Source organism: Streptomyces sp. CB00316 (assembly GCF_001905595.1).
Classification (GTDB): domain Bacteria; phylum Actinomycetota; class Actinomycetes; order Streptomycetales; family Streptomycetaceae; genus Streptomyces.
Genome location: NZ_LIXI01000001.1, coordinates 694,388 through 716,595, shown reverse-complemented (window position 1 = coordinate 716,595; position 22,208 = coordinate 694,388). Strand labels below are relative to the sequence as shown.

General features: G+C 70.4%; 20 protein-coding genes. 9 read left to right on the top strand and 11 right to left on the bottom strand.

The features are described 5' to 3' along the window. Window positions 1-14: 14 nt before the first annotated feature. Entirely contained in the window at window positions 15-1,187 is a 1,173-nt protein-coding gene (locus AMK21_RS03135) for an HpcH/HpaI aldolase/citrate lyase family protein (RefSeq protein ID WP_073873881.1), read from the bottom strand. Between the two features lie 243 nt (window positions 1,188-1,430). Between AMK21_RS03135 and AMK21_RS03130 the strand changes: the two genes are divergently transcribed. Next, window positions 1,431-2,357 carry a TerD family protein gene (locus tag AMK21_RS03130; protein WP_073873879.1) on the top strand — a complete coding sequence of 309 codons (927 nt, stop codon included), beginning with the start codon at window positions 1,431-1,433 and terminating at the stop codon, window positions 2,355-2,357. A gap of 54 nt (window positions 2,358-2,411) precedes the next feature. Here the strand turns inward: AMK21_RS03130 and AMK21_RS03125 are convergent, their stop codons facing one another. The 6 genes from AMK21_RS03125 to AMK21_RS03100 all read right to left on the bottom strand — a co-directional run bounded on the left by AMK21_RS03125 (window position 2,412) and on the right by AMK21_RS03100 (window position 7,129). Beyond that, window positions 2,412-3,146, bottom strand: a complete 735-nt coding sequence (locus tag AMK21_RS03125; protein ID WP_073873877.1) for a TerD family protein — start codon at window positions 3,144-3,146, stop codon at window positions 2,412-2,414. Between the two features lie 163 nt (window positions 3,147-3,309). Then, a complete protein-coding gene (locus tag AMK21_RS03120) occupies window positions 3,310-4,470 on the bottom strand; it encodes a DUF475 domain-containing protein (protein ID WP_073873875.1) in 1,161 nt (386 codons plus the stop codon). A 70-nt stretch (window positions 4,471-4,540) separates the two neighbouring features. Beyond that, on the bottom strand, window positions 4,541-5,116 hold the full coding sequence (locus tag AMK21_RS03115) for a TerD family protein (RefSeq protein ID WP_015608280.1): 576 nt from the start codon (window positions 5,114-5,116) through the stop codon (window positions 4,541-4,543). A gap of 215 nt (window positions 5,117-5,331) precedes the next feature. Then, window positions 5,332-5,907 carry a TerD family protein gene (locus AMK21_RS03110; RefSeq protein ID WP_018511706.1) on the bottom strand — a complete coding sequence of 192 codons (576 nt, stop codon included), beginning with the start codon at window positions 5,905-5,907 and terminating at the stop codon, window positions 5,332-5,334. Window positions 5,908-6,045: 138 nt separating this feature from the next. Continuing rightward, window positions 6,046-6,504 carry a peroxiredoxin gene (locus AMK21_RS03105; protein ID WP_073873873.1) on the bottom strand — a complete coding sequence of 153 codons (459 nt, stop codon included), beginning with the start codon at window positions 6,502-6,504 and terminating at the stop codon, window positions 6,046-6,048. Window positions 6,505-6,691: 187 nt separating this feature from the next. Further along, window positions 6,692-7,129 (bottom strand): DUF3052 domain-containing protein, encoded by a 438-nt coding sequence (locus AMK21_RS03100; RefSeq protein WP_073873871.1) that lies wholly within the window; start codon window positions 7,127-7,129, stop codon window positions 6,692-6,694. A 506-nt stretch (window positions 7,130-7,635) separates the two neighbouring features. On the opposite strand from AMK21_RS03100, the gene aceE reads away from it, so the two are divergent. Next, window positions 7,636-10,368, top strand: a complete 2,733-nt coding sequence (gene aceE, locus AMK21_RS03095; protein WP_073873869.1) for a pyruvate dehydrogenase (acetyl-transferring), homodimeric type — start codon at window positions 7,636-7,638, stop codon at window positions 10,366-10,368. Between the two features lie 74 nt (window positions 10,369-10,442). Here aceE and AMK21_RS03090 read toward each other — a convergent pair whose 3' ends face one another. Together AMK21_RS03090 and AMK21_RS03085 are read right to left on the bottom strand one after the other, a co-directional pair. Then, window positions 10,443-10,889 (bottom strand): peptidase inhibitor family I36 protein, encoded by a 447-nt coding sequence (locus AMK21_RS03090; RefSeq protein WP_073873867.1) that lies wholly within the window; start codon window positions 10,887-10,889, stop codon window positions 10,443-10,445. Window positions 10,890-11,093: 204 nt separating this feature from the next. Further along, window positions 11,094-12,713: an MFS transporter gene (locus AMK21_RS03085; RefSeq protein ID WP_073873865.1), complete on the bottom strand. Its 1,620-nt coding sequence runs from the start codon at window positions 12,711-12,713 to the stop codon at window positions 11,094-11,096. Window positions 12,714-12,828: 115 nt separating this feature from the next. Between AMK21_RS03085 and AMK21_RS03080 the strand changes: the two genes are divergently transcribed. The 7 genes from AMK21_RS03080 (at window position 12,829) to AMK21_RS03050 (ending at window position 20,558) form a co-directional block, all read left to right on the top strand. After that, window positions 12,829-13,485, top strand: coding sequence for a TetR family transcriptional regulator (locus AMK21_RS03080; protein WP_073873863.1), 657 nt, complete (start codon window positions 12,829-12,831; stop codon window positions 13,483-13,485). Between the two features lie 153 nt (window positions 13,486-13,638). After that, complete coding sequence (locus tag AMK21_RS03075) at window positions 13,639-14,847, top strand: alpha/beta hydrolase (protein WP_073873861.1); 1,209 nt, start codon at window positions 13,639-13,641, stop codon at window positions 14,845-14,847. Window positions 14,848-14,933: 86 nt separating this feature from the next. After that, window positions 14,934-15,902 (top strand): DUF4429 domain-containing protein, encoded by a 969-nt coding sequence (locus tag AMK21_RS03070; RefSeq protein WP_073873859.1) that lies wholly within the window; start codon window positions 14,934-14,936, stop codon window positions 15,900-15,902. Window positions 15,903-16,023: 121 nt separating this feature from the next. Further along, the gene (locus AMK21_RS03065) at window positions 16,024-17,382 is read left to right on the top strand and encodes a sensor histidine kinase (protein ID WP_073873857.1); all 1,359 of its coding nucleotides are present in this window, start codon (window positions 16,024-16,026) and stop codon (window positions 17,380-17,382) included. Then, window positions 17,379-18,068 carry a response regulator gene (locus AMK21_RS03060; RefSeq protein ID WP_018511697.1) on the top strand — a complete coding sequence of 230 codons (690 nt, stop codon included), beginning with the start codon at window positions 17,379-17,381 and terminating at the stop codon, window positions 18,066-18,068. Before AMK21_RS03065 ends, AMK21_RS03060 begins: the two co-directional genes overlap by 4 nt. 199 nt (window positions 18,069-18,267) lie before the next feature. Then, a complete protein-coding gene (locus AMK21_RS03055) occupies window positions 18,268-19,320 on the top strand; it encodes an alpha/beta hydrolase (RefSeq protein WP_073873855.1) in 1,053 nt (350 codons plus the stop codon). Then, complete coding sequence (locus tag AMK21_RS03050) at window positions 19,317-20,558, top strand: acyltransferase family protein (RefSeq protein ID WP_073873853.1); 1,242 nt, start codon at window positions 19,317-19,319, stop codon at window positions 20,556-20,558. Before AMK21_RS03055 ends, AMK21_RS03050 begins: the two co-directional genes overlap by 4 nt. A gap of 98 nt (window positions 20,559-20,656) precedes the next feature. Here AMK21_RS03050 and AMK21_RS03045 read toward each other — a convergent pair whose 3' ends face one another. Both AMK21_RS03045 and AMK21_RS03040 read right to left on the bottom strand, forming a co-directional pair. Next, window positions 20,657-21,682 (bottom strand): aldo/keto reductase, encoded by a 1,026-nt coding sequence (locus tag AMK21_RS03045; protein WP_073873851.1) that lies wholly within the window; start codon window positions 21,680-21,682, stop codon window positions 20,657-20,659. Next, window positions 21,682-22,188 (bottom strand): MerR family transcriptional regulator, encoded by a 507-nt coding sequence (locus AMK21_RS03040; protein WP_073874248.1) that lies wholly within the window; start codon window positions 22,186-22,188, stop codon window positions 21,682-21,684. The genes AMK21_RS03045 and AMK21_RS03040 overlap by 1 nt, the downstream gene beginning before the upstream one ends. Window positions 22,189-22,208 lie beyond the last annotated feature (20 nt).

Here is a 22,208-nt window from a genome sequence, read left to right as displayed (position 1 = left end):
TCATCGACGCGCGCTCACTTCGTCAGGCCGGCGGCCAGCAGGTCCACGAAGCCGACGTCCTGGCTCGCCACCCCGAAGACCTCGGCCCGCCGGAGCGTGCGCTCGGCCCAGGCCCGGTGGGGCTTCACTTCGTTCATCTTGTTCGTATACGCCGAGCGCAGCACCCCGCCGCCTCCGCGCTCGGGCCGCAGGATGTCCTGCGCGTCGGTGAACTCCTCATGGCTGACCACGGACAGTGCGTGGACGGGTGCCACGTGCGACGGGTGGATGCAGGTCTTGCCGAGCAGGCCGTTGGCCCGGTCGAGCTCGATCTCCCGCAGCAGGCCGTCGAGGTCGTGCTCGATCAGTGCCGTACGCAGTTCCTCCGCGCTGCCCTCCAGAAAGGGGCTGCGGCGCAGCTGGGGCTTGAACATGCGCTCCTGGCGGCGGAAGTACTCCCAGACCGGGCCGGTGATCGTGAAGCCGGTGCCGTCGGCCCGGCCGAGCACATTGACCACGTCGGCGATCACGGAGCCGACGATCTGGACGTCGTACGCCGTCATGTCGGGCGCGCGGCGCAGTCCGTAGGCCGAGCAGAAGTCGGTGACGCCGAGCCGCAGGGCGAGCACCCGGTCCCGGTACTTGTCGACGGAGCGCGCGATTCCCTGGAGGACCTCACCGCGCGTTTCCAGGTGGAGCAGCTCGGGCGATTCGAGGACCGGCATGGCGAACAGCCGTTGCCCGCAGGCCGCTTCGGCTTCCGCCAGGGCCTCCAGGAAGAGCGTTCCCCGCTCTTCGGTGAATTTAGGAAGTACAAAACCGGACAACATCCGGACGGAGGCGCCGAGCCGGTCGACGAGGTCGGCGATCTGGCCCGGTTCGCGGACCCGGACGAAGAGGAGCGGCAGTCCGGCGCCTGTGGCGTCCCGCTCCGCCAGCTCCGCGAACTGCCTGACCAGGTTGGCCTCGGCGTCGACCACCTCGGCGTCGTCGATCGAATCCTCCAGGCACAGCACCATGGAGACGACGCCACGCCCGGCCTGCTTGATCACGTCGTCGGCCAGCGTGGGCCGGGTGGCGGGGGAGTAGAGCGTGGCGCCCAGGGCGACGGAGAGCAGGCTCGCGGGCGAGGCCGCGCTGAACTCACACGGCTCCTGGAAGAACAGGCCCTCGCGGGCAGCGGGCGATATATACCCGAAGTGACGCATGAGTTTCCCTCGAACTGCCTGACCGGCCGGACAACGTATGGCCGGTAATAGTACGTACGGACGCGTGTCAACAGTTCCCGATGTACATGAATTTCCGGTTACCCGCCCTTCACCCCGTCTCTTCTCGCGGTACCGTTCGGCCCTCCTTCTCCCTCCCTCTTCCCCCTCTCCGGCCTGGCACCGACACGACAGGCCAGGGACTCTGCCGCCCCGCGTTGTCCGCACGTGCCGCCAGCAGGCAGGATGACGCCCATGACGCACACGATGCTGAAGGGCTCGAACGTCCCGGTCGACGCCGTGGCCGTGCGGGCCGTGCTGCGCTGGACCCCGGGGACCGGTGTTCCCGACGTGGACGCCTCCGCCCTGTTGCTCGGGACCTCCGGCCGTGTGCGGTCCGACGAGGACTTCGTCTTCTACAACCAGCCGCGCCACCCCTCCGGGCTGGTCCGGCGGCTGCCGAAGCGCAGTGTCGCCGAGGGGCTCACGGACACCATCGAGGCGGACCTCGGCGCGCTGGACGCGTCGGTGGACCAGGTGGTCATCGCCGCCTCCACCGACGGCGACGCCTTCCAGCAGGTGCCCGACCTGCGGATACTCCTCTTCGACGCGGCGTTCGCCGACGGGGACCCGCTGGCCGTCTTCGATGTGCGGCCGGAGACCGGGGAGGAGACCGCGATCATCTGCGGGGAGCTCTACCGGCGCGGCGAGGGGTGGAAGTTCCGGGCGGTCGGCCAGGGCTATCCCACCGGGCTGATCGGTCTTGCCACCGCCTTCGGGATCTCGGTCGACGATTCGGAGGCCGGTGACGGTGCGGAGGAGCCGTCCGGAGCCGCCCCGGGCCCCGCTCAGCCACCCGCTGCCCACGCGCCCGCCCACGCCGCCTCCGATCCCGCCGCCACGCACGCGGCTTCCGCGCCGGACCCCGACTCCCAGGCCACGGTCCTGCACCGGCAGCCCGCCTACGGCTACCCGCAGCCCGTCGCGCCCCCGACCGCACCCCCGGTGCCCGCGCCGCAGCCCGCCGCGAACGCCCAGCCGGCGTACGGCTACCCGCAGGCGGCCGGTGCGCCGCCCGCGTACGGCTACCCGCAGCCGGCGGCGGCCGCCGCCCACGCGCCGGACCCGCATTTCGTCCTGCCTCCGCAAGGGCCGCAGTTCATCCGGTCCTGAGCCCGCAGCACCGCGGTACGAGCGCGGAGCACGCCGGGTATGGCCTCGGACCACTCAGGTCCGTGACTTGTAGCCCCGCCCCCACTGCATGCCGTAGCCGTAGAGCCGGTCCAGCTCGGACTGGAATCCGTACACGAACTTCACTTCGCGCCGCACGATCAGCTCGTCCTTGACGTTCTCCACGGTGAACACCGCGCAGGAGCGGGCCTGCGGGGCGCGCTCGTCCAGTTCGATCTCGATCCGGGGGCCGTTGCCCGGGTAGAGCGTGATCTTGGCGTGCGTACGGTCGAACGCGGGCGTCCGGTCGTAGATGTAGACGAAGAACAGCAGCCGCTTGAACTGGTCGCGCTGGTCGAGGTTGACGTAGACCGTCTCCCCGGAGGGGGCGCCGAAGCGGTCGTCGCCGCTGAGCCGGATGTAGGGCGGGCTGCTCAGATCGCCGATGAGGTTGCCCAGCGGCTGCACGACCCCCTTGGTGCCGTCCGCCAGTTCGTACATGCAGCCGAGGTCCAGGTCGACGTTGACGACGCCCTGGGTGTGCGCCTGGACCACCTCGGGCTGGAAGAGCTTGAGGGGGCGCCGCAGCCGTCCGCTCTGGCGCGAGCGGCCCTCGATGTCCGATGTGCGCATCCGCCAGGACAGGTTGACCCTCAGGTTGCCCGAGAGGGCGCCCTGTTTGCTGAGCGAGACCGTGGCATTGCGTTTCGACAGCACGATGGCGCTCGATGTGCCGTTGCCCGAGTCGAACTGTGCCGCGCGCGCCGGCCACAGGCCGTCGAAGAACCCCATCCCAACCCCCACCTGTCTCCCGACCTGTTCCCGCCCCTGTCGCCCGCTGCCGCGGGCCCCGCACACCGCTGCGGGGCGGCCACCGGGCCGGGTCCGGGAGAATCCCGGAGAGCCGTCGCCGTGTGGGCCGCCCCGCAGAGAGCGTTCCTCAATCCCTACCGGGTCACACCCCGGAGTGGACTTCGGCCTTGGAGTCCGGACTTCCTCCGGTCTCCCCGTCACCTCCGCCCGCCGCGGCGATGGCCCGGTTGCGGCGGAGCGAGGACCAGAAGGAGAGACCGATGAGGACGACACCGATCAGGCCGGTGATGATCTCGTTGATCTCGTACCGGATGGTGACCAGCAGGATGACGGAGAGCGCGCCGATCGCGTAGTGCGCGCCGTGCTCCAGGTAGACGTAGTCGTCCAGCGTGCCCTGGCGGACCAGGTAGACGGTGAGCGAACGGACGTACATGGCACCGATGCCGAGGCCGAGGGCCATCAGCACGATCTCGTTGGTGATGGCGAAGGCGCCGATGACGCCGTCGAACGAGAAGGAGGCGTCCAGGACTTCCAGGTAGAGGAAGAGGAAGAACGCGGCCTTTCCGGCGAGGGCGACCCCGGTGACGGGCTTGCCCTTCTTCCTGGCCTGCTCCTCGGCCTCGTGCTCGCGCTCCTCCTCCTCTTCGAGCTTGCCCTCGAAGAATCCGGAGAGCCCGCCGACGACGAGGTAGGTGATCAGACCCGCGATGCCCGAGAGCATGACGGTCGACGCCTTGTCCACATGCCCGCCACCGTGCTGGTGGGCCTGGGTCGCGAAGGTCATGGCGGTGATCATCAGCACGATCAGCGCGACGCAGACCGACAGCATGTCGACCTTGCCGAGCTTGGCGAGCGGGCGCTCGATCCAGCGCAGCCACTGGATGTCACGATCCTCGAAGATGAAGTCGAGGAAGATCATCAACAGGAACATGCCACCGAAGGCGGCGATCGACGGATGGGCGTCCGTCACCAGTTCCTTGTAGCGCTCGGGGTCGTTGAAGGAAAGGTCGATGGCCTCGATCGGCCCGAGCTGGGCACTCACGGCCACGATCACGACGGGGAAGACCAGCCGCATACCGAAGACGGCGATCAGGATGCCGATGGTGAGGAAGATCTTCTGCCAGAAGGCATTCATCTTCTTCAGGATTCCGGCGTTGATCACCGCGTTGTCGAAGGACAGCGAGATCTCCAGGATCGTCAGGATCGCGACGATGCCGAAGGCTTGCCACCCCCCGTAGAAGAAGGCTGCGACCAGGCCGAGCGCGGTAACCGCGAACGACCAGCCGAAGGTTTTCAGAACCACTGCTACCCCATCGTGTCTATGTAAGGGTCTCCCCCGGTACGTACGGGGCTCCCCCGCGCCGTGCGCGGCGTTACGAAACGTTGACGCCGAAGTCTAGAGCGATGCCCCGCAGCCCCGACGCGTACCCCTGACCGACGGCACGGAATTTCCACTCGCCCTGGTAGCGGTAGAGCTCACCGAAGATCATCGCGGTCTCGGTGGAGGCGTCCTCACTGAGGTCGTAGCGCGCCAGCTCCTGGCCGTCGGCCTGGTTCACCACGCGGATGAAGGCGTTGCTGACCTGCCCGAACGCCTGGCCCCGGTTGTCGGCGTCGTGGATGGAGACCGGAAAGACGATCTTGTCACAGTGCGCGGGGACCTGGTCGAGCCGCACGATGACCGACTCGTCGTCGCCGTCGCCCTCACCCGTCAGGTTGTCACCGGTGTGCTCGACGGAGCCGTCGGGGCTGGTGAGGTTGTTGTAGAAGACGAACCACTCGTCACCGAGCACCCGGCCCGACTGGCACAGCAGCGCGCTGGCGTCGAGGTCGAAATCGGCTCCGGTGGTGGAGCGTGCGTCCCAGCCGAGCCCGACCAGCACCTGCGTGAGGTTGGGTGCGACCTTGGAGAGGGAGACATTGCCTCCCTTGGCGAGTGTGACGCCCATGTGTGTCCTCCCCGAGTCGTGGAAACGCTGGCGGGCGCTCTCCACGCCCGCGGTCGGGCGCCGAAGGCCGCCCGGTCAGGGTGGACCCGGCCATGGATCCGCCGGACACACCCTGAGCGCGTCCGGCGCCGCACAGGATGCGGCGCCGGACGGGTGGTGCGTGAGCGCTGCGCGCGCCCGGTCCTGCTGGGCCCGTGCGTCCTCGGACGGTGTCCTCAGACGTTGACGCCGAAGTCCTGCGCGATGCCGCGCAGGCCCGACGCGTAGCCCTGGCCGATGGCGCGGAACTTCCACTCGGCACCGTTGCGGTAGAGCTCGCCGAAGACCATCGCGGTCTCCGTCGAGGCGTCCTCGCTCAGGTCGTAGCGGGCGAGCTCGCTGTTGTCGGCCTGGTTCACCACGCGGATGTACGCGTTGCGCACCTGGCCGAAGCTCTGCTGACGGCTCTCGGCCTCGTAGATCGAGACCGGGAAGACGATCTTGTCGACGTCGGCCGGGACGCCGGCGAGGTTCACCTTGATGACTTCGTCGTCGCCCTCGCCCTCACCGGTGAGGTTGTCACCGGTGTGCTCGACGGAGCCGTCGGGGCTCTTCAGGTTGTTGAAGAAGACGAAATTGCCGTCCGCCGCGACCTTGCCCTCGGCGTTCGCCAGCAGCGCGCTGGCGTCGAGGTCGAAGTCGCCGCCGGTGGTGGTGCGGGCGTCCCAGCCCAGACCGACGATGACCGCGGTCAGGTTGGGCGCGGCCTTGGTCAGCGAGACGTTGCCGCCCTTGCTGAGGCTGACTCCCACGAGTCCTCCAGTAGTTTTCTCAGGGGCCGGCAGACACCAGCGTCCCCGTCGTTCGTTGGCATCGGATCAACGATTGGATCCTAGTGACCGGTTCCCGGCGAAAACAGGCTTTTGGCCGGGCGCCACCAGGAGATCGCCTCAGAGCGCTTCGAGCGCCTTGATGTAGTCCTTCAGGTCACGCGCGTCCGGCAGGCCGTTGACGACACTCCAGCGGACGGTGCCCGCCTTGTCGATGATGAAGGTGCCGCGCACCGCGCAGCCCTTGTCCTCGTCGAGGACGCCGTACGCCCGCGAGGTCTCACCGTGTGGCCAGAAGTCGGAGAGCAGCGGGTATTCGAGGCCCTCCTGCTCGGCGAAGACGCGCAGGGTGTGGATGGAGTCGTTGGAGACCGCGAGCAGCTGGGTGTCGTCGTTCTCGAAGCGGGGCAGCTCGTCGCGGAGCGCGCACAGCTCACCCGTGCAGACGCCGGTGAAGGCGAACGGGTAGAAGAGCAGCACCACGTTCTTCTCGCCCCGGAAGTCCGCCAGCCGCACGGTCCGGCCGTGGTTGTCCTTGAGTTCGAAATCCGGGGCCTCGGTGCCGACCTCGATCGCCATGGGAAACATAGCCCTTCCGTCGCTTCTCACGTCCCGGCTTCCGTTCGTACGTGGCCGTCGTGTCCGTTCACACGTGTAACGGCCGTCCGGGTGACTCCCACCCTACGCACGGGCTGCAGGAGCACCTACGAAGGCCCCCGACGGCGGCTCAGCGCCGTCGGGGGCCCCGGGTGGTGTAGCGAGTGGTTCAGCGCTTGGCCTTGGCCCCCTTGGGGGTGACCAGACGGCTGCCCGTCCAGTCCTTGCCCGCGCTGATGCTCTTGGTCTGGGCGAGACCGGCCGTCTGGGCAGCCTCATTGATGTCGCTCGGTTCGACGTATCCGTCACGGCCGGTCTTCGGCGTCACCAGCCAGACCGTACCGCCGTCCTCGAGCAGACCAATGGCATCCACCAGCGCGTCCGTAAGGTCGCCGTCCTCGTCGCGGAACCAGAGCAGGACGACGTCTGCGACGTCGTCGTACTCCTCGTCGACGAGTTCCTGGCCGGTAGTGGCCTCAATGCCCTCACGGAGCTCCAGCTCGACGTCGTCGTCGTAGCCGATCTCCTGGACCACTTGTCCGGGCTCGAACCCCAGGCGTGCTGCCGGGTTGGTCCGCTCCTCCGCGTGGTCCGCGGTCGCGCTCACGGGTTGCCTCCTGATCATGTCTTCGGAAAATGCTGCAGCCACGCGCGTGCGCGGGGCGTAGGCCGTAGTCCACACGGGCCCGGCGAATCGCGCAAGTACCCGGTGTGCGAGACCGCCTAAACGGTGACGTTCCCTGCCACGTCACCGCAGGCTCCGGCATGTCTCTCCGGGGCCTGGGCCTGTCCCTCCGGGGCTCCGCAAGGTCACCCCATCCGTTTACGTCCTTCCTCAGCTTATGCCGTTTCGCTCCGCCAATCGGAGTCGAACAGCCTTTGGAAACGCTTGGACGGCTTGGGCGTAAGGTTGCGGTTTGCCCGTACCCCGCCGCGTACTGCTCATACTCGTGCCCCGCCGGAGAAAATTCGGAACCTCGGGGTTACCCCACGGTAGAGATGACGTTCGGGCCCTCGCGGTAGCACGATGGAGACGGCGCACACGCAGTTGTCCCAGGGGTACGTTCCCCGTAACAGACCCCGCAGAGCACCACCGAACAGCGAAGGAACAGTGTGGCTTCCGGATCCGATCGCAACCCGATCATCATTGGCGGCCTTCCGAGCCAGGTCCCGGATTTTGATCCGGAGGAGACCCAGGAATGGCTCGACTCCCTCGACGCCGCCGTCGACGAGCGAGGCCGTGAGCGGGCCCGCTACCTGATGCTCCGGCTCATCGAGCGCGCGCGGGAGAAACGTGTCGCCGTGCCCGAGATGCGCAGCACGGACTACGTGAACACGATCGCCACGAAGGACGAGCCGTTCTTCCCCGGCGACGAGGAGATCGAGCGCAAGGTCCTCAACGCGACCCGCTGGAACGCGGCCGTGATGGTCTCGCGGGCGCAGCGCCCCGGGATCGGTGTCGGCGGCCACATCGCCACCTTCGCCTCCTCCGCCTCGCTGTACGACGTGGGCTTCAACCACTTCTTCCGCGGCAAGGACCAGGGCGACGGCGGCGACCAGATCTTCTTCCAGGGGCACGCGTCCCCGGGCATCTACGCCCGCGCGTTCCTGCTCGACCGGCTGAGCGAGGCCCAGCTCGACGCTTTCCGCCAGGAGAAGTCGAAGGCGCCGAACGGTCTCTCCAGCTACCCGCACCCGCGGCTGATGCCGGACTTCTGGGAGTTCCCGACCGTCTCGATGGGCCTCGGCCCGCTCGGCGCGATCTACCAGGCGCGGATGAACCGCTACATGGAGGCGCGCGGCATCGCCGACACCTCCAGGTCGCACGTCTGGGCCTATCTGGGCGACGGCGAGATGGACGAGCCCGAGTCGCTGGGCCAGCTCTCCATCGCCGCCCGCGAGAACCTGGACAACCTGACCTTCGTCGTCAACTGCAACCTTCAGCGGCTCGATGGCCCGGTGCGCGGCAACGGCAAGATCATCCAGGAGCTGGAGTCGCAGTTCCGGGGCGCCGGCTGGAACGTCATCAAGCTGGTCTGGGACCGCTCCTGGGACCCGCTGCTGGCGCAGGACCGCACGGGCATCCTGGTCAACAAGCTGAACACCACGCCGGACGGGCAGTTCCAGACGTACGCCACCGAGACCGGCTCGTACATCCGCGAGCACTTCTTCGGTGACGACCCGCGGCTGCGCGACATGGTCAAGGACATGACCGACCAGCAGATCCTGCACCTGGGCCGCGGCGGGCACGACCACAAGAAGGTCTACGCGGCCTACGCGGCGGCCAAGGCGCACAAGGGCCAGCCGACCGTGATCCTCGCGCAGACGGTCAAGGGCTGGACGCTGGGGCCGAACTTCGAGGGCCGCAACGCGACCCACCAGATGAAGAAGCTCACGGTCGAGGACCTCAAGCGGTTCCGCGACCGGCTGCACATCCCGATCACCGACAAGCAGCTGGACGAGGGCTACCCGCCCTACTACCACCCGGGCCGCGACTCGGAGGAGATCCAGTACATGCACGACCGCCGCAACAGTCTGGGCGGCTACGTGCCGACCCGGGTGGTGCGTGCGAAGCCCCTGCCGCAGCCCGAGGACAAGACGTACGCGGCTGCGAAGAAGGGTTCGGGTACGCAGTCGATCGCCACCACCATGGCGTTCGTCCGCATCCTGAAGGACCTCATGCGGGACAAGGAGATCGGCAAGCGGTTCGTGCTGATCGCACCCGATGAGTACCGCACGTTCGGCATGGACGCGTTCTTCCCGAGTGCGAAGATCTACAACCCGCTGGGCCAGCAGTACGAGGCGGTCGACCGCGATCTGCTGCTCGCGTACAAGGAGTCGCCGACGGGCCAGATGCTGCACGACGGCATCTCCGAGGCGGGCTGTACGGCCTCGCTGATCGCCGCCGGTTCGGCGTACGCGACGCACGGCGAGCCGCTGATCCCGGTGTACGTCTTCTACTCGATGTTCGGGTTCCAGCGCACCGGTGACCAGTTCTGGCAGATGGCCGACCAGCTCTCGCGCGGTTTCGTACTGGGTGCGACCGCCGGGCGTACGACGCTGACCGGTGAGGGCCTCCAGCACGCGGACGGCCACTCGCAGCTGCTCGCCTCGACCAATCCGGGCTGTGTCGCCTACGACCCGGCCTTCGGGTACGAGATCGCGCACATCATGCAGGACGGGCTGCGCCGGATGTACGGCGAGGCCAACGAGGACGTCTTCTACTACCTCACCGTCTACAACGAGCCGATCCAGCACCCGGCCGAGCCCGGAGACGTCGACGTGGACGGCATCCTCAAGGGTGTCTACCGCTTCAAGCAGGGCGAGACGGGCGAGATCCCGGCGCAGATCCTGGCGTCCGGTGTGGCGGTCCCGTGGGCCGTCGAGGCGCAGAAGATCCTCGCCGAGGAGTGGAACGTCAAGGCGGACGTCTGGTCGGCCACCTCCTGGAACGAGCTGCGGCGCGAGGCCGTGGACGTGGAGCGGTACAACCTGCTCCACCCGGAGGAGGAGCAGCGCGTCCCGTACGTGACGAAGAAGCTCGAAGGGGCCGAGGGCCCGTTCGTGGCGGTCTCGGACTGGATGCGTTCGGTGCCGGACCAGATCGCGCGCTGGGTGCCCGGTGCGTACCAGTCGCTGGGCGCGGACGGCTTCGGCTTCGCCGACACCCGTGGTGCGGCGCGCCGGTTCTTCCACATCGACGCGCAGTCGATCGTCCTCGCGGTGCTCACGGAGCTCGCGAAGGAGGGGAAGATCGACCGGTCGGCCCTGAAGACGGCGCTGGACCGCTACGACCTCCTGGACGTGGCCGCGGCCGATCCGGGCGCGGCGGGCGGCGACGCGTAGCCGTAGAGCTGCTGTACGGGTCCGAGGGGCGGTGACGCGAGCGCGTCGCCGCCCCTCGGCACATCCGGGAGCCTCTAGTTCTCCCAGATCTTGAACGCCCGTACCTGGTACGGGGAGCGGGGCAGCCAGATCCCGCCGCCCGGGTACGTCTCGAACTCCGCCGCCTCCTGGCATTCGGCGGACTGGTAGGTGGTGACGGGCCGCCCGGTGCGGTTGGCGAGGGACTGGGCGTCGCCGCCCCCGGGCAGCGGGGTGCAGCTCTCGATGTCGACGGTGGAGAGTTCGTACGTCTGGCGGGCTCCGGTGAAGTCGGGCTTCTTCCAGAGGCAGAGCCGGCCCGCCTCGCAGCTGCCGAGCCGGACGTCCGGCGCCGTGGCCGGGGTGGCGGCCGAGCGGTCCGGAGCCGCCCGGTCCTGGGCGAGCGCCTGCGGGACGAGTGCGGTGAATGCCGTGACGGCCAGGCCAGCGGCGAGAACGGTCGTGCGGTTCGTGCGCGTGGTCGTACGTGTGGTCGTACGCATGATGGGTCAACCCCCGTGGTCGTGCGCCGCGCCATGCGGTGGCGCGGTGCTGTCCTGACCACCCTGACCAGCGCGGAAGGGCCCGGGGAAGAGGGGGACGACCCACGCCACCCTGATAGGCGACAGCCCCGCCGAAAGGATTCGGCGGGGCTGTGGTGTGCGCTGTGTTGACGGTTTCCCGGGGCCGGGGCCCGGGCGCCGGGGTCAGATGTGGCCGACTCCGGCGCCCGCCTCGGCGTTCGCGCCGCGCTTGGTGAGGGTGGCGACGAAGGCCGCGACGACGGCGACGCAGCCCGCGACGGTGAAGGCCAGGCCCATGCCGGACATGAACGTGTCGTGGATGACGCCGCCGATCGTGTCGACGACGTCCGGCGTCATGCCGGGAGCCTTGGAGAGGGCGTCCACCGGGACCATGCCGAACTCGGCGGCCTCCTCCAGCTTCGGGTCGGGCGTGCCGGGCAGGCCCGCCTCCGTCCAGTTGCCCGCGAACTCCGCGCTGACCTTGGAGGACATGACCGCGCCGAGGACGGCGGTGCCGAGGGCGCCGCCGACCTGCATGGCGGCCTGCTGGAGGCCGCCGGCGACGCCGGAGAGCTCCAGGGGCGCGTTGCCGACGATGACCTCGGTGGCGCCGACCATGACGGGGGCGAGCCCGCAGCCGAGCAGGGCGAACCAGAGGGACATGGCGAAGGTGCCGGTGGACTCGCTGAGCGTCGTCATGCCGAACATGGCGGTGGCCGTGCAGACCATGCCGCCGACCAGCGGCACACGGGGGCCGAACTTGGTGATCAGCACACCGGCGACCGGCGAGGAGACGATCATCATGGCGGTCAGCGGCAGCAGGTGCAGACCGCTGTCGACCGGGCTGAGGCCGTGGACGCCCTGGAGGAAGAACGTCACGAAGAAGAGGCCGCCCATGAAGGCGAACGCCATCAGCACCATGAGGATGGCGCCGGCCGTCAACGGGACGGAGCGGAACATCGCCAGCGGGACGAGCGGCTCGCGTACCCGCGTCTGCCAGAGGCCGAAGGCGAGGAAGAGGGCGATCGCGAGGCCGAGGAAGAACCAGGTCCAGGCGCCGCCCCAGCCCCAGGACTCACCGGCCTTGATGATGCCCCAGATAAGGGAGAACATCGCGCCCGAGAGCAGCACGATGCCCAGGATGTCGAAGGAGCGCGGCGCGTTGGCGGCGCGGTGGTCCTTGAGGATCACCAGGCCGAAGACGAGCGCGACGATGCCGACCGGCACGTTGATGAAGAAGACCGACTGCCAGCTGACGTGCTCGACGAGCAGACCGCCGACGATGGGGCCACCCGCGGTGGACGCCCCGATGACCATGCCCCAGATGCCGATGGCCATGTTCAGCTTCTCGGCGGGGAAGGTGGCCCGCAGGAGACCGAGCGCGGCGGGCATCAGCAGGGCGCCGAAGAGGCCCTGGAGCACGCGGAAGAGGACGACCAGGCCGATCTCCGTGGAGAAGCCGATGGCGGCGGAGGAGACGGCGAAGCCCGCGATGCCGATCAGGAAGGTCTGGCGGTGCCCGAAGCGGTCACCGAGCTTGCCCGCGGTGATCAGGGCGACGGCCAGGGCGAGCAGATAGCCGTTGGTGATCCACTGGACGTCGGCGAGCGTGGCGTCGAGGTCCCGCTGGATCGCGGGGTTCGCGATGGCGACGATCGTGCCGTCGAGCGCGACCATCATCACGCCGATGGCTACGGCGAACAGGGTCAGCCAGGGGTGGCCGCGAAGCCCCTTGGCCGTGGCGGGTACGGGGCCGTCTTCCGGTTCCCGCGGCGCCTTCTCGACGGTGGTCTGACTAGTCATACGGGGAGACTAGTGACAGTCGCTGACAGTTGACAAACGCATTCACGAGACAGTAGCTGCCGCGTAGCTCACAGGTAAGCTGACCTGGACAAACGAGCGGAAAGAGGACTGGTACGTGACCCACGGGCAGAGAGCCGCGACCCGGCCCGGACTGCGGGAGCGCAAGAAGCAGCGCACCCGTGACGCCCTGTTGCGCGCCGCCCTCGAACTCTTCACCACGCAGGGGTACGAGCGGACCACCGTCGACGAGATCGTCGAGGCGGTCGACGTCTCCCAGCGCACCTTCTTCCGCTACTTCGCGAGCAAGGAGGACACCACGTTCGCGGTACAGGAGATGGTCGAGTCCCGCTTCATCGCGGAGCTGCGCGACCGCCCTGCCGCCGAGGCCCCGTTCGAGGCGATGCGCAGGGCGGTGCTCTGCGCCTGGAACAGCATCGGTGAGGCGATCGAGGAGGTCATCACCGTCGACCTCCATATGCGCACGTACCAGATGATCGAATCGACCCCCTCCCTCCTCGCCGCCCATATGCGGCGCGGGATCGCCCTGGAGAACCAGATCGCCCAGCTGATCGCGGAGCGCGAGGGGCTCGATGTGACCAGGGACCCCCGGCCGCGGGTGGCCGTCGCGGCGTTCTCCGGGGTGATGCGGGTGACCGGCCAGCTGTGGGGTCGGGGCCACGATTCGAGCGTGGAGGCGCTGCGCGACCTCACGGAGGAGTATCTGGACCAGCTCGTCCCGGCACTGGCGGGGGACTGGCGACAGGCGGAGTGACCACCGGCCGCGGGTAGACGGCAGACGGCAGACGGCAGAACAGGGGGCGTGCCGTAGCCGGCTGTGAAGAAGTTCGGTCGAATCCTTGGCGGCAGGGTGATGTACCCCACCTGGATCACGGTCACCCGTCCACGTCTCCTAGGGTGTGGCGCAGTGACTTCTCTCGACTCCTCCCCCACCTTGGCCGCATGGCGCGCGCTGCTCGCGGTGGCGGTCGTGTTCGTGATGCTGGCGACGACGGGCTGGTCCGCCGTACGGGATCACCGTGCCGACGGGGAGCGTGAGCTGGCCCTCGCCTCCTGGGCGCGGGACCGGACAGCGGGACGTCCGCTGCCGGAGGCCGGGGCGCCCGCCTCTCGGATGGCCCACTTCTTCGCCATGCTCACCTCGCGGCAGCAGATGTCGCTCGCCGACAAGTACCCCACGGTCGTGGGAAACCTGAACGGTGTCCCGGTCACCCTGCGCTACCACGCCAACCGGCTCGCCCTGAAGCAGGCGGTGGCCGTCGAGAAGCGGCGTACGTCCGACGGGACGCTCTCGGCGGGCGGCCGCAGCGAGGCGGCCCAGCGGGCGGCCCGCTTCCGGTCGATGCTCGCGAAGGACCGCCAGATCCTGGCCTTCGACCCGTCCGGGCGTGGCCTTGCCGCCGAGGTGTTCGGCGATCTCGACCGGGCCTCCCGGGTCTCCGTGGTCGTCCCGGGCGTCGACACCAGCCTCCTCACTCTGGAGCGGAGCCACCGCGTCAACTCCGCGCCCGTAGGCATGGCGAGGTCCCTGTACGGGGCCGAGCGCGCGGCCGCCCCTGGGACCCGTACCGCCGTCATCGCCTGGGCCGACTACACCGCCCCGGCCGGTCTCGGCATGGACGCGGCGCTCGGCGTACTCGCGACGGAGGGTGCCCTGCGGCTGAACGCACTGGTGGGGGCGTTGCCCGGCACGTCCACGGTCTCGCTGTTCTGCCACAGCTACGGCTCCGTGGTGTGCGGGGTGGCCGCCGACGAGGCCCCCGACCGGGTTGCCGACATCGCGGTCGCCGGAAGCCCCGGCATGCGGGCCGACAGCGCCGCGCGGCTCGACACCGACGCCCGGATCTGGGCGATGCGGGACCGGGACGACTGGATCCAGGACGTGCCGCACCTGGAGTTCGGCGGCATCGGGCACGGCGCCGACCCGGTCGCCCCGGCCTTCGGGGCCCGGCTGGTCTCGGCGGCAGGGGCCGCGGGCCACAGCGGCTACTTCGAACCCGGCACCGAGAGCCTCGGCAACTTCGCCGCGATCGGCGTCGGCGCGTACGGATCGGTCAGCTGCGCAACCGCCGATGACGCTTGCCACAGTGGTATTTCCGGTGATCGGGAAGGCTGACGCGCGTAGAGCCGCGTGACAAGCCGATTAATTGCGACTTACGCCGAGGGGGGACGTGTGAGCCTGTGCCGCATACGATGAGGCACATGGGTGATGTGCTGGCCGGAATTCATGCCACCTGGGAGTTCGACGCCGACTCCGTGCTCATCCGCTTCGAACGGGGTATCCGCACGCCGAAGCTCCTGCAGAGCCTGCGGGAGCGCCGCATCCCGCATGCTGCGCTGTCGTCGGTGACGCTGACCCCGGGCAAGCGGGACACGGTGGTGCTGCGTGTCGTGCCAAGACCGGGTGCCGACCCGCTCCTGGAGGCTGCCGCGGGGCAGCTGAAGGAGGGGTGCGACCCCTACCGCCTGGTGCTTCCGGCGGACCGCGAACTGCTCGCGGAGTATTACGCGGACGAGCTGCGGTCCTGTCTGGGCCCCGCGTCCGACGAACCCGCCGACCGTTTCCTGATCGCCGCCCCCGAGGCGCCGATGCAGTTCAAGGCGTACGACGGACGGGCCGCCTTCGACGGGGAGCGGATCTCCTTCCGGTGGTTCTGGACGGGGGCCTCCAGCGCGAAGTGGAAGGCCGGTGACCAGACGTACCGGGTGAGCGAACTGGCCGGAATCGAGTGGCGCTCCCCCGAGGGCCTGGACGGCTATCTCCGTCTGGTGCCCCGTGCGGCCGTCCCGGCGGATCACCGCACCGGCGGCAGCCTCGGCGACGTGCACGGGCCCGTCAGCCCTGGTCTTGAGGCGGCGGGCATCGCCGTGGACGGCGCCCCGGCGACCGTGAGCCGCGCCCCGGCTGACCAGGACCCGGCAGCGGTCCTTTTCGGCCTCGGCTACGGGCCGGTGCACGAGTCGCTGCCTTTCGCCGCCGCCGTACTGGAATCCGTACGCAGCACCCAGAGCGTGCCGGCCGTCCCGGCCCCCGTCCTGGTGAACGCCGGGCGGCGCGACCCCGCGGACATCGCCGAGCGGATACGTCACCTCGGCGAACTCCATCAGGCGGGACTGGTCACGGACGACGAGTACAGCGCGAAGAAGGCACAGCTGCTGGCGGAGCTGTGAGACCCCGTACGTCCCGGAGACCGGCCCCACCACCCCGTACCCCGGTATGAGGCGGGCCGAGGGCGGTCGAGCCCCCGGTATGACGCCCGCGAGGCGCTCGCCCTCCTAGGCTGACCCGGTCATGGCCACTTCCCCGACCGGGCCTCTGCCGCCCGCCGACGGCCTGCTGAGCGCCGCCCGCCGCAATCTGCGCGAGCTCGCTCACGGGCTGTCCCACGCGTCCCATCCGTCCACGCCGTTGCTGGCCCACGCCCCGAAGCTGTGGCAGCGGCTGCTTCCGTACGTCGTGGTGCTCGCGCTGGCCGCGACCTTCATCCCGGTCACCATCACCGTCCTGACCACGCAGTACGGCGTCCCCGGCGCGCTGGCGGGGGCGCTCGGCGTGGCCCAGGCGGCGCCGCTGCTGATGCTGGCCCACCGGCCCCTCCAGGCGTGGTGGATCATCTTCCCCGCCGACATCCTGGGCGCACTGGTGCTGCTGGTGCAGCCTGCCGACCCGAGCGACGTCTGGCCATGGACACCGCCGGCGACCGTCGCCTACTTCTTCCTGCTGCTGGCGCTCGGGCTGCGCGAGACCCGGCGGACCGTGATCGCCGTCTGGGCGGTGACGGGCGCCGCCGGAGCCGTCCTGCACCTGATCGCACCGGACCGCGGCAGCGGCAGCGCCCTGCTGCTGACCATCCTCGGCGGGGTGGTGCTGGTGATCGGCGGGGCGGTACGGGAGCGGGGCGTGGCGCAGCGCAGGCTCGCCGAGCAGGAGACGATCAGCGAGGCCGAGCGGGCGCAGCGCACGCTGCTGGAGGAGCGGACCCGGATCGCGCGCGAGCTGCACGACGTGGTCGCGCACCACATGTCGGTGATCACCGTGCAGGCGGACTCCGCCCCGTACCGGATCAGCGGGCTGCCGAAGGCGGCCGAGGAGGAGTTCACGGCGATCGCGGCTGCGGCGCGGGAGTCGCTGGGCGAGATGCGACGGCTGCTGTCGGTGCTGCGCAGCGAGGGGACGGAGGGCGACCGGGCACCGCAGCCCGGCCTGGACCGGCTCCAGCAGCTGGTGGAGGCGACCGTGCGGGCGGGACTGCCGGCGGAGCTGGCGCTCAGCGCCGAGCTGAGCTCGGGGCGGGGCGAGGTGCCCCCGGCGGTGGACCTGTCGGCGTACCGGATCGTGCAGGAGGCCCTGGCCAACGTGGTGCGGCACGCGCCGGGGGCCCGTACCCGGGTCCTCGTCGCGCCGGACAACGGCCACCTCCTCGTGCTCGTCGTCAACGGGCCCGCCGCCGCCCCCGGTTCGCCGCTGGAGACGAGCGGGACCGGGCACGGGCTGGTCGGCATGCGCGAGCGCGTACGGTTGACCGGCGGCACGCTGGACACCGGTCCGCTGCCCGACGGCGGGTTCCGGGTCGCGGCCCGGATGCCGCTGCCCCCGGCCACCGCCACGCCCGCCGCACCACCAACCCCCTTGCCTCCGGAGGATCTGTGACCATCCGCGTGATCATCGTCGACGACCAGGCCATGGTGCGGGCGGGGTTCGCGGCGCTGCTGGCGGCGCAGAGCGACATCGACGTGGTGGGCGAGGCGGCGGACGGCCGGCAGGGCGTGGAGGTCAGCCGCCACCAGCATCCGGATGTGGTCCTGATGGACGTCCGGATGCCGGAGATGGACGGACTGGCCGCCGCCCGCGAGCTGTTGAACCCGCCGATCGGGGTGGTGCACCGGCCGAAGGTGCTGATGCTGACCACGTTCGACGTGGACGACTACGTGTACGAGGCGCTCCGCGCCGGGGCCTCCGGGTTCCTGTTGAAGGACGCGCCGCCCGCCGATCTGATCGCGGCGGTACGGGTGGTGGCGGCGGGCGACGCACTGCTGGCGCCCTCGGTGACCCGGCGGCTGATCGCGGACTTCGCGGCGCAGCGGCCGTCGGGGGCGACGCGCGGCGGCCAGGCGCTGCGGCTGAACGGGCTGACTCCGCGCGAGACGGAGGTGCTGGAGCTGATCGCCCGGGGACTGTCGAACCAGGAGATCGCGGGGCGTCTCGTCCTGGCCGAGCAGACAGTGAAGACGCACATCGGCCGGGTGCTGGCCAAGCTGGACCTGCGGGACCGGGCGCAGGCGGTGATCTTCGCGTACGAGTCGGGGCTGGTGACGCCGGGGGACGCGGGGGCCTGACCCTTCGCGGGGCCGGAGGACGCGGGGCCTGACCCTGGGCGCAGGGGCCCTCTCCTCCTCCGTACGGAGCCGTCTCCTCCACCCCCTACCCCAGTAGCATCCCGCAGTTGGCCCCCCGGTGTGACGCTCCCTCACCCACCTTCTTCCTACCTTCCTCCCGGTCGCGCCGGTCGGTGCGGCAGCGGAGAGGGAGGGCACGATGCGCCGATACGCGAGGACCGTGGTCGCGTTCGCACTGGCTACGAGCGTGGTGACGGGGACGGCGGGCTGGGTTTCGGGGGATGCGCAGCAGGCGCTGACCGGGCCGCCGCCGGGCACCGCGTCGTGGCGGGCGGACCGGGCACTGGGGGCGGAGCTGCCCGATCCGGAGCGCGCGGCTCCGGCCGAAGTGGCTGCCTTCTTCGACGGGTTGAGCGCCAGGGAGCGGCAACTCCTGCTCCTCCGCCACCCGTCCGTCGTCGGCAATCTCGACGGCGCCCCGCTTGAGCTGCGTTACCGCGCCAACTCCCTCGCCGCCGCCGACGACCCGCGCTACCGCTCGCTCGCCGCCCCCGGCCGCCGAATCCTGGCGTTCGACCCCCGGGGGCGCGGCCAGGTGGCCGAGGTCTTCGGGGACCTGCGCTCGGCGCACCGGGTCTCGGTGGTGGTGCCCGGCTCCGACAACGACGCAGGCACCTTCGACCGGGAGAGCGATGTGTACGGGACGCCCGCCGGTATGGCCAAGTCCCTTTACGCGCAGGCCGGTCCGAGCACCGCCGTCATCGCCTGGACCGGGTACACCACCCCCGTGGGCATCGGCGTCGACGCCGCGACCGGGCGGCTCGCGGAGGCGGGCGCCGGGCGGCTGACCCGGTTCGCGGAGGGGCTGACCGCCGACGGGCTGCCCGAGCCCGTCGTCTTCTGCCATAGCTACGGCTCCGTCGTCTGCGGGCTCGCCGCCCACCGCCTGCCCGCCACCGACCTGGTGGTCCTCGGCTCCCCCGGGATGCGGGCCGACGACGTGGACGCGCTGCGGACCCGGGCGACGGTGTGGGCGGCGAAGGACCCGACCGACTGGATCGACGACGTGCCGAGCGTGCGGTTCGCCGGGCTCGGCCACGGCACCGACCCCACGGACCCGACGTTCGGGGCCCGCCGCATACCGTCCGACGACGCCCGGGGCCACACCGGCTACTTCGCCCCGGGCACGGACTCGCTCCGGGCGTTCGCGGCGATCGCACGGGGCACCTCGGTGGGGGGTGCGGCCCGATGAGGATCCGTACACACACCCGCAGGCGTGCGCATCAGCTCGCTGCCCGCGTCGAGGCCGCCACCCCCGCCCACCGGGACCGGGCCATCGACGGCCTGCGCGCCCTCGCGCTGCTCGCCGTGCCGATCGGGCACTGGATGCTCGGCGGGTTCCGGCTCGACGCGGACGGCCTGCACAACGCGAGCCCGCTCTCGACGTTCGAGGCCTTCGCCCCGCTGAGCTGGGTGCTCCAGATGCTGGGGATCTTCTTCCTGGTCGGCGGGTACGCCTCGGTCCTCTCCTACCACCGCCGCCCCTCGACCACGGCCGCCTGGCTGCGCGGGCGGCTGGTCCGGCTCGGCCGGCCGGTGCTCGGGGTGACCGCCGTGTGGGCGGTGCTGCTGGCCGCGCTGTCCTGGCTGGGCGTACCGGGCGACACCTTGCGTACGGGGTCGACGCTGGTGATCCAGCCGCTCTGGTTCGTCGGGGTGTACACGGTGGTCACCGCGCTCACCCCGCTCTGTATCCGCCTCACGCGCAAGCTCGGCGGGTGGGCGGCGCTGCCGCTGCTGGGGTCGGTCGCGGTGGTGGACTTCCTGCGGTACGGGCCCTTCGCCGAGGGAATGCCGTCCTGGCTGAGCGTGCTGAACATCCTGCCGGGCTGGCTCTTCGCCTATCAGCTCGGTGTCTCGTGGGGCGAGGGGCGGATAGGGAAGCGGGGTGCGCGGCTGCTGCTCGTGGGGGGCGGGGTGCTCTTCGCCGTACTGCTGCTGGCGTTCCACTACCCGGCGTCGATGGTCGGCGTGCCCGGTGAGGTGCGGACCAACTCGCACCCGCCGTCGCTGCTGGTGGTAGCGCTGGCGGCGGCCCAGAGCGGGGCGGCGATCCTGGTGCGGGACCGGCTGGGGCTGGCGTTGCGCAGGCCGCTGCTGTGGGCGCCGGTCGTGGTGGTCAACCTGTCGGCGATGACCATCCTGTGCTGGCACCAGAGCGCGATGCTGGCCGCCGCCGTACCGGCCTCGTTGCTGGACGGGGGTACGGCGGCGGTGGCGGGGCTGACGACCGGGCCGGACACGGTGGGCTGGGTCCTGGCCCGGATCGTGTGGCTGCCGGTGTTCGCGGGGCTGCTGGTGCTGATAGCCCGGTACACCCGCCGCTTCGACGCCCCGTGGAAGGCGGGCACCCGCGCCGCGAACGCCCGCCGCGCGCTGGCGGGGGTGCTGGCGGCGGGGTTCGCGGTGTTCGCGCTGGGGCTGGCGTGAGGGGGTCGGCCCGCGTGAGGGGGACCCGGGCTCTTGGTCCTGATGAACTTCATGAACCAGGCGATCATCGCAGGCCGGCCCCCGGCCTCCTGCCACACCTACTCCCGCGCCGCCGAGGTGAGGCTCATGTCCGGGTAGCGGTCCCCCGCCACCTGACCCGCGATCGGCTCCAGCAGGGCCAGCTCCTCCGGCGTCAGCGTCAGCCGGGTCGCCGCGACGTTCTCCAGGAGGCGGCTGCGCTTGCGGGTGCCGGGGATCGGGACCACCGGCAGGCCGTGCACCTGCGCCCGCTGCTGCACCCAGGCGAGCGCCACCTGCGCGGCCGTGACCCCGCGAGCGGCGGCGATCTTCTTGACCGGCTCCAACAGGGCCGCGTTGGCACGGGCGTTGTCGCCGGTGAAGCGGGGCTGGTGCTTGCGGAAGTCGCTTTCGCCCAAATCCTTGCCCGCGTCGGTGAAGGAGCCGGTGAGGAAGCCACGACCGAGCGGCGCGTACGGCACGAGCGTGACGCCGAGCTCCACCGCCGCGCCGAGCGCGCTCTTCTCGACGTCCCGGCTGAAGAGGGACCACTCCGACTGGAGGGCGGCGATCGGGTGCACAGCGTGCGCCTCGCGCAGCTCGGGACCGGTCACCTCGCTCAGCCCGATCTGCTTGACCTTGCCCTGCTGGATCAGCTCCGCCATCGCGCCGACTGATTCGACGAAGGGGACGGCCGGGTCGTGGCGGTGCATGTAGTAGAGGTCGATGACGTCGGTGTTCAGCCGGCGGAGGCTCGCCTCGACGGCGGTCCGGATGTAGGCGGGGTCGTTGCTCACGCCCCGGTAGCCGGGGTCGTCGGAGCGCACCAGCGCGAACTTGGTGGCGAGCGTGATCTCGTCGCGGTGGGCGCCGACGAAGGGGGTGAGGAACTCCTCGTTGCCCCCGCGCCCGTAGACGTCGGCGGTGTCGAAGAGCGTGACGCCCGCCTCCAGCGCGGCGTCGAGGGTGTCCCGGGCGGAGAGCTCGTCGGTTGCGCCGTAGAACTCGCTCATGCCCATGCAGCCCAGCCCTTGGACGCCGACCGTCGGGCCGCCCTCGCCGCCCAGCTCGACGGTGGCGATCGTGTTCCTGTCGTTGTCGGTCATCAGGCCCTGTGCCTCTCCGGCGCCTGGCGGGCGCCCGCGTAGAACTCGATCTTGTGGTCGAGGACGGCGAGGGTGTCGTGGAGCTCCGCGATCCGCGTGATCACATCGCGGCGGGTCGACTCCAGCAGTTCCTGGCGCGCCTCGAAGGTGGACTCGCCCTCGCGCAGCAGCTCCGCGTACCGCACCATGTCGGCGACGGGCATGCCGGTCAGCCGCAGCTTGCCGACGAAGACCAGCCAGTCCAGGTCGCGGTTGGAGAAGCGGCGCTGGCCGGTGTGCGAGCGGTCGACGTGGGGCATGAGCCCGATCCGTTCGTACCAGCGCAGGGTGTGCGCGGTGAGCCCGGTGAAGGCGACGACCTCGCTGATCGTGTAGCTGTCCTTGCCCTCGGGCCGGGGGTGCGGCTTGGGGAGAGCGGTACAGGCGTTCATCCCCGAGGAGGGCTGCGGCTGTGGTGGTGCGCCGGTCGCGGGGGTGCTCCGGGAAGTTCCGTCGATCACCGTCATGCCCTCCACGCTAAATCCTT

Coding starts and splice junctions, on each gene's coding strand:
- AMK21_RS03135 (WP_073873881.1), bottom strand. CDS start 1,187: ATGCGTCACTTCGGGTATATATCGCCCGCTGCCCGCGAGGGCCTGTTC.
- AMK21_RS03130 (WP_073873879.1), top strand. CDS start 1,431: ATGACGCCCATGACGCACACGATGCTGAAGGGCTCGAACGTCCCGGTC.
- AMK21_RS03125 (WP_073873877.1), bottom strand. CDS start 3,146: ATGGGGTTCTTCGACGGCCTGTGGCCGGCGCGCGCGGCACAGTTCGAC.
- AMK21_RS03115 (WP_015608280.1), bottom strand. CDS start 5,116: ATGGGCGTCACACTCGCCAAGGGAGGCAATGTCTCCCTCTCCAAGGTC.
- AMK21_RS03105 (WP_073873873.1), bottom strand. CDS start 6,504: ATGGCGATCGAGGTCGGCACCGAGGCCCCGGATTTCGAACTCAAGGAC.
- AMK21_RS03090 (WP_073873867.1), bottom strand. CDS start 10,889: ATGCGTACGACCACACGTACGACCACGCGCACGAACCGCACGACCGTT.
- AMK21_RS03085 (WP_073873865.1), bottom strand. CDS start 12,713: ATGACTAGTCAGACCACCGTCGAGAAGGCGCCGCGGGAACCGGAAGAC.
- AMK21_RS03070 (WP_073873859.1), top strand. CDS start 14,934: ATGGGTGATGTGCTGGCCGGAATTCATGCCACCTGGGAGTTCGACGCC.
- AMK21_RS03065 (WP_073873857.1), top strand. CDS start 16,024: ATGGCCACTTCCCCGACCGGGCCTCTGCCGCCCGCCGACGGCCTGCTG.
- AMK21_RS03055 (WP_073873855.1), top strand. CDS start 18,268: ATGCGCCGATACGCGAGGACCGTGGTCGCGTTCGCACTGGCTACGAGC.
- AMK21_RS03050 (WP_073873853.1), top strand. CDS start 19,317: ATGAGGATCCGTACACACACCCGCAGGCGTGCGCATCAGCTCGCTGCC.
- AMK21_RS03045 (WP_073873851.1), bottom strand. CDS start 21,682: ATGACCGACAACGACAGGAACACGATCGCCACCGTCGAGCTGGGCGGC.
- AMK21_RS03040 (WP_073874248.1), bottom strand. CDS start 22,188: ATGACGGTGATCGACGGAACTTCCCGGAGCACCCCCGCGACCGGCGCA.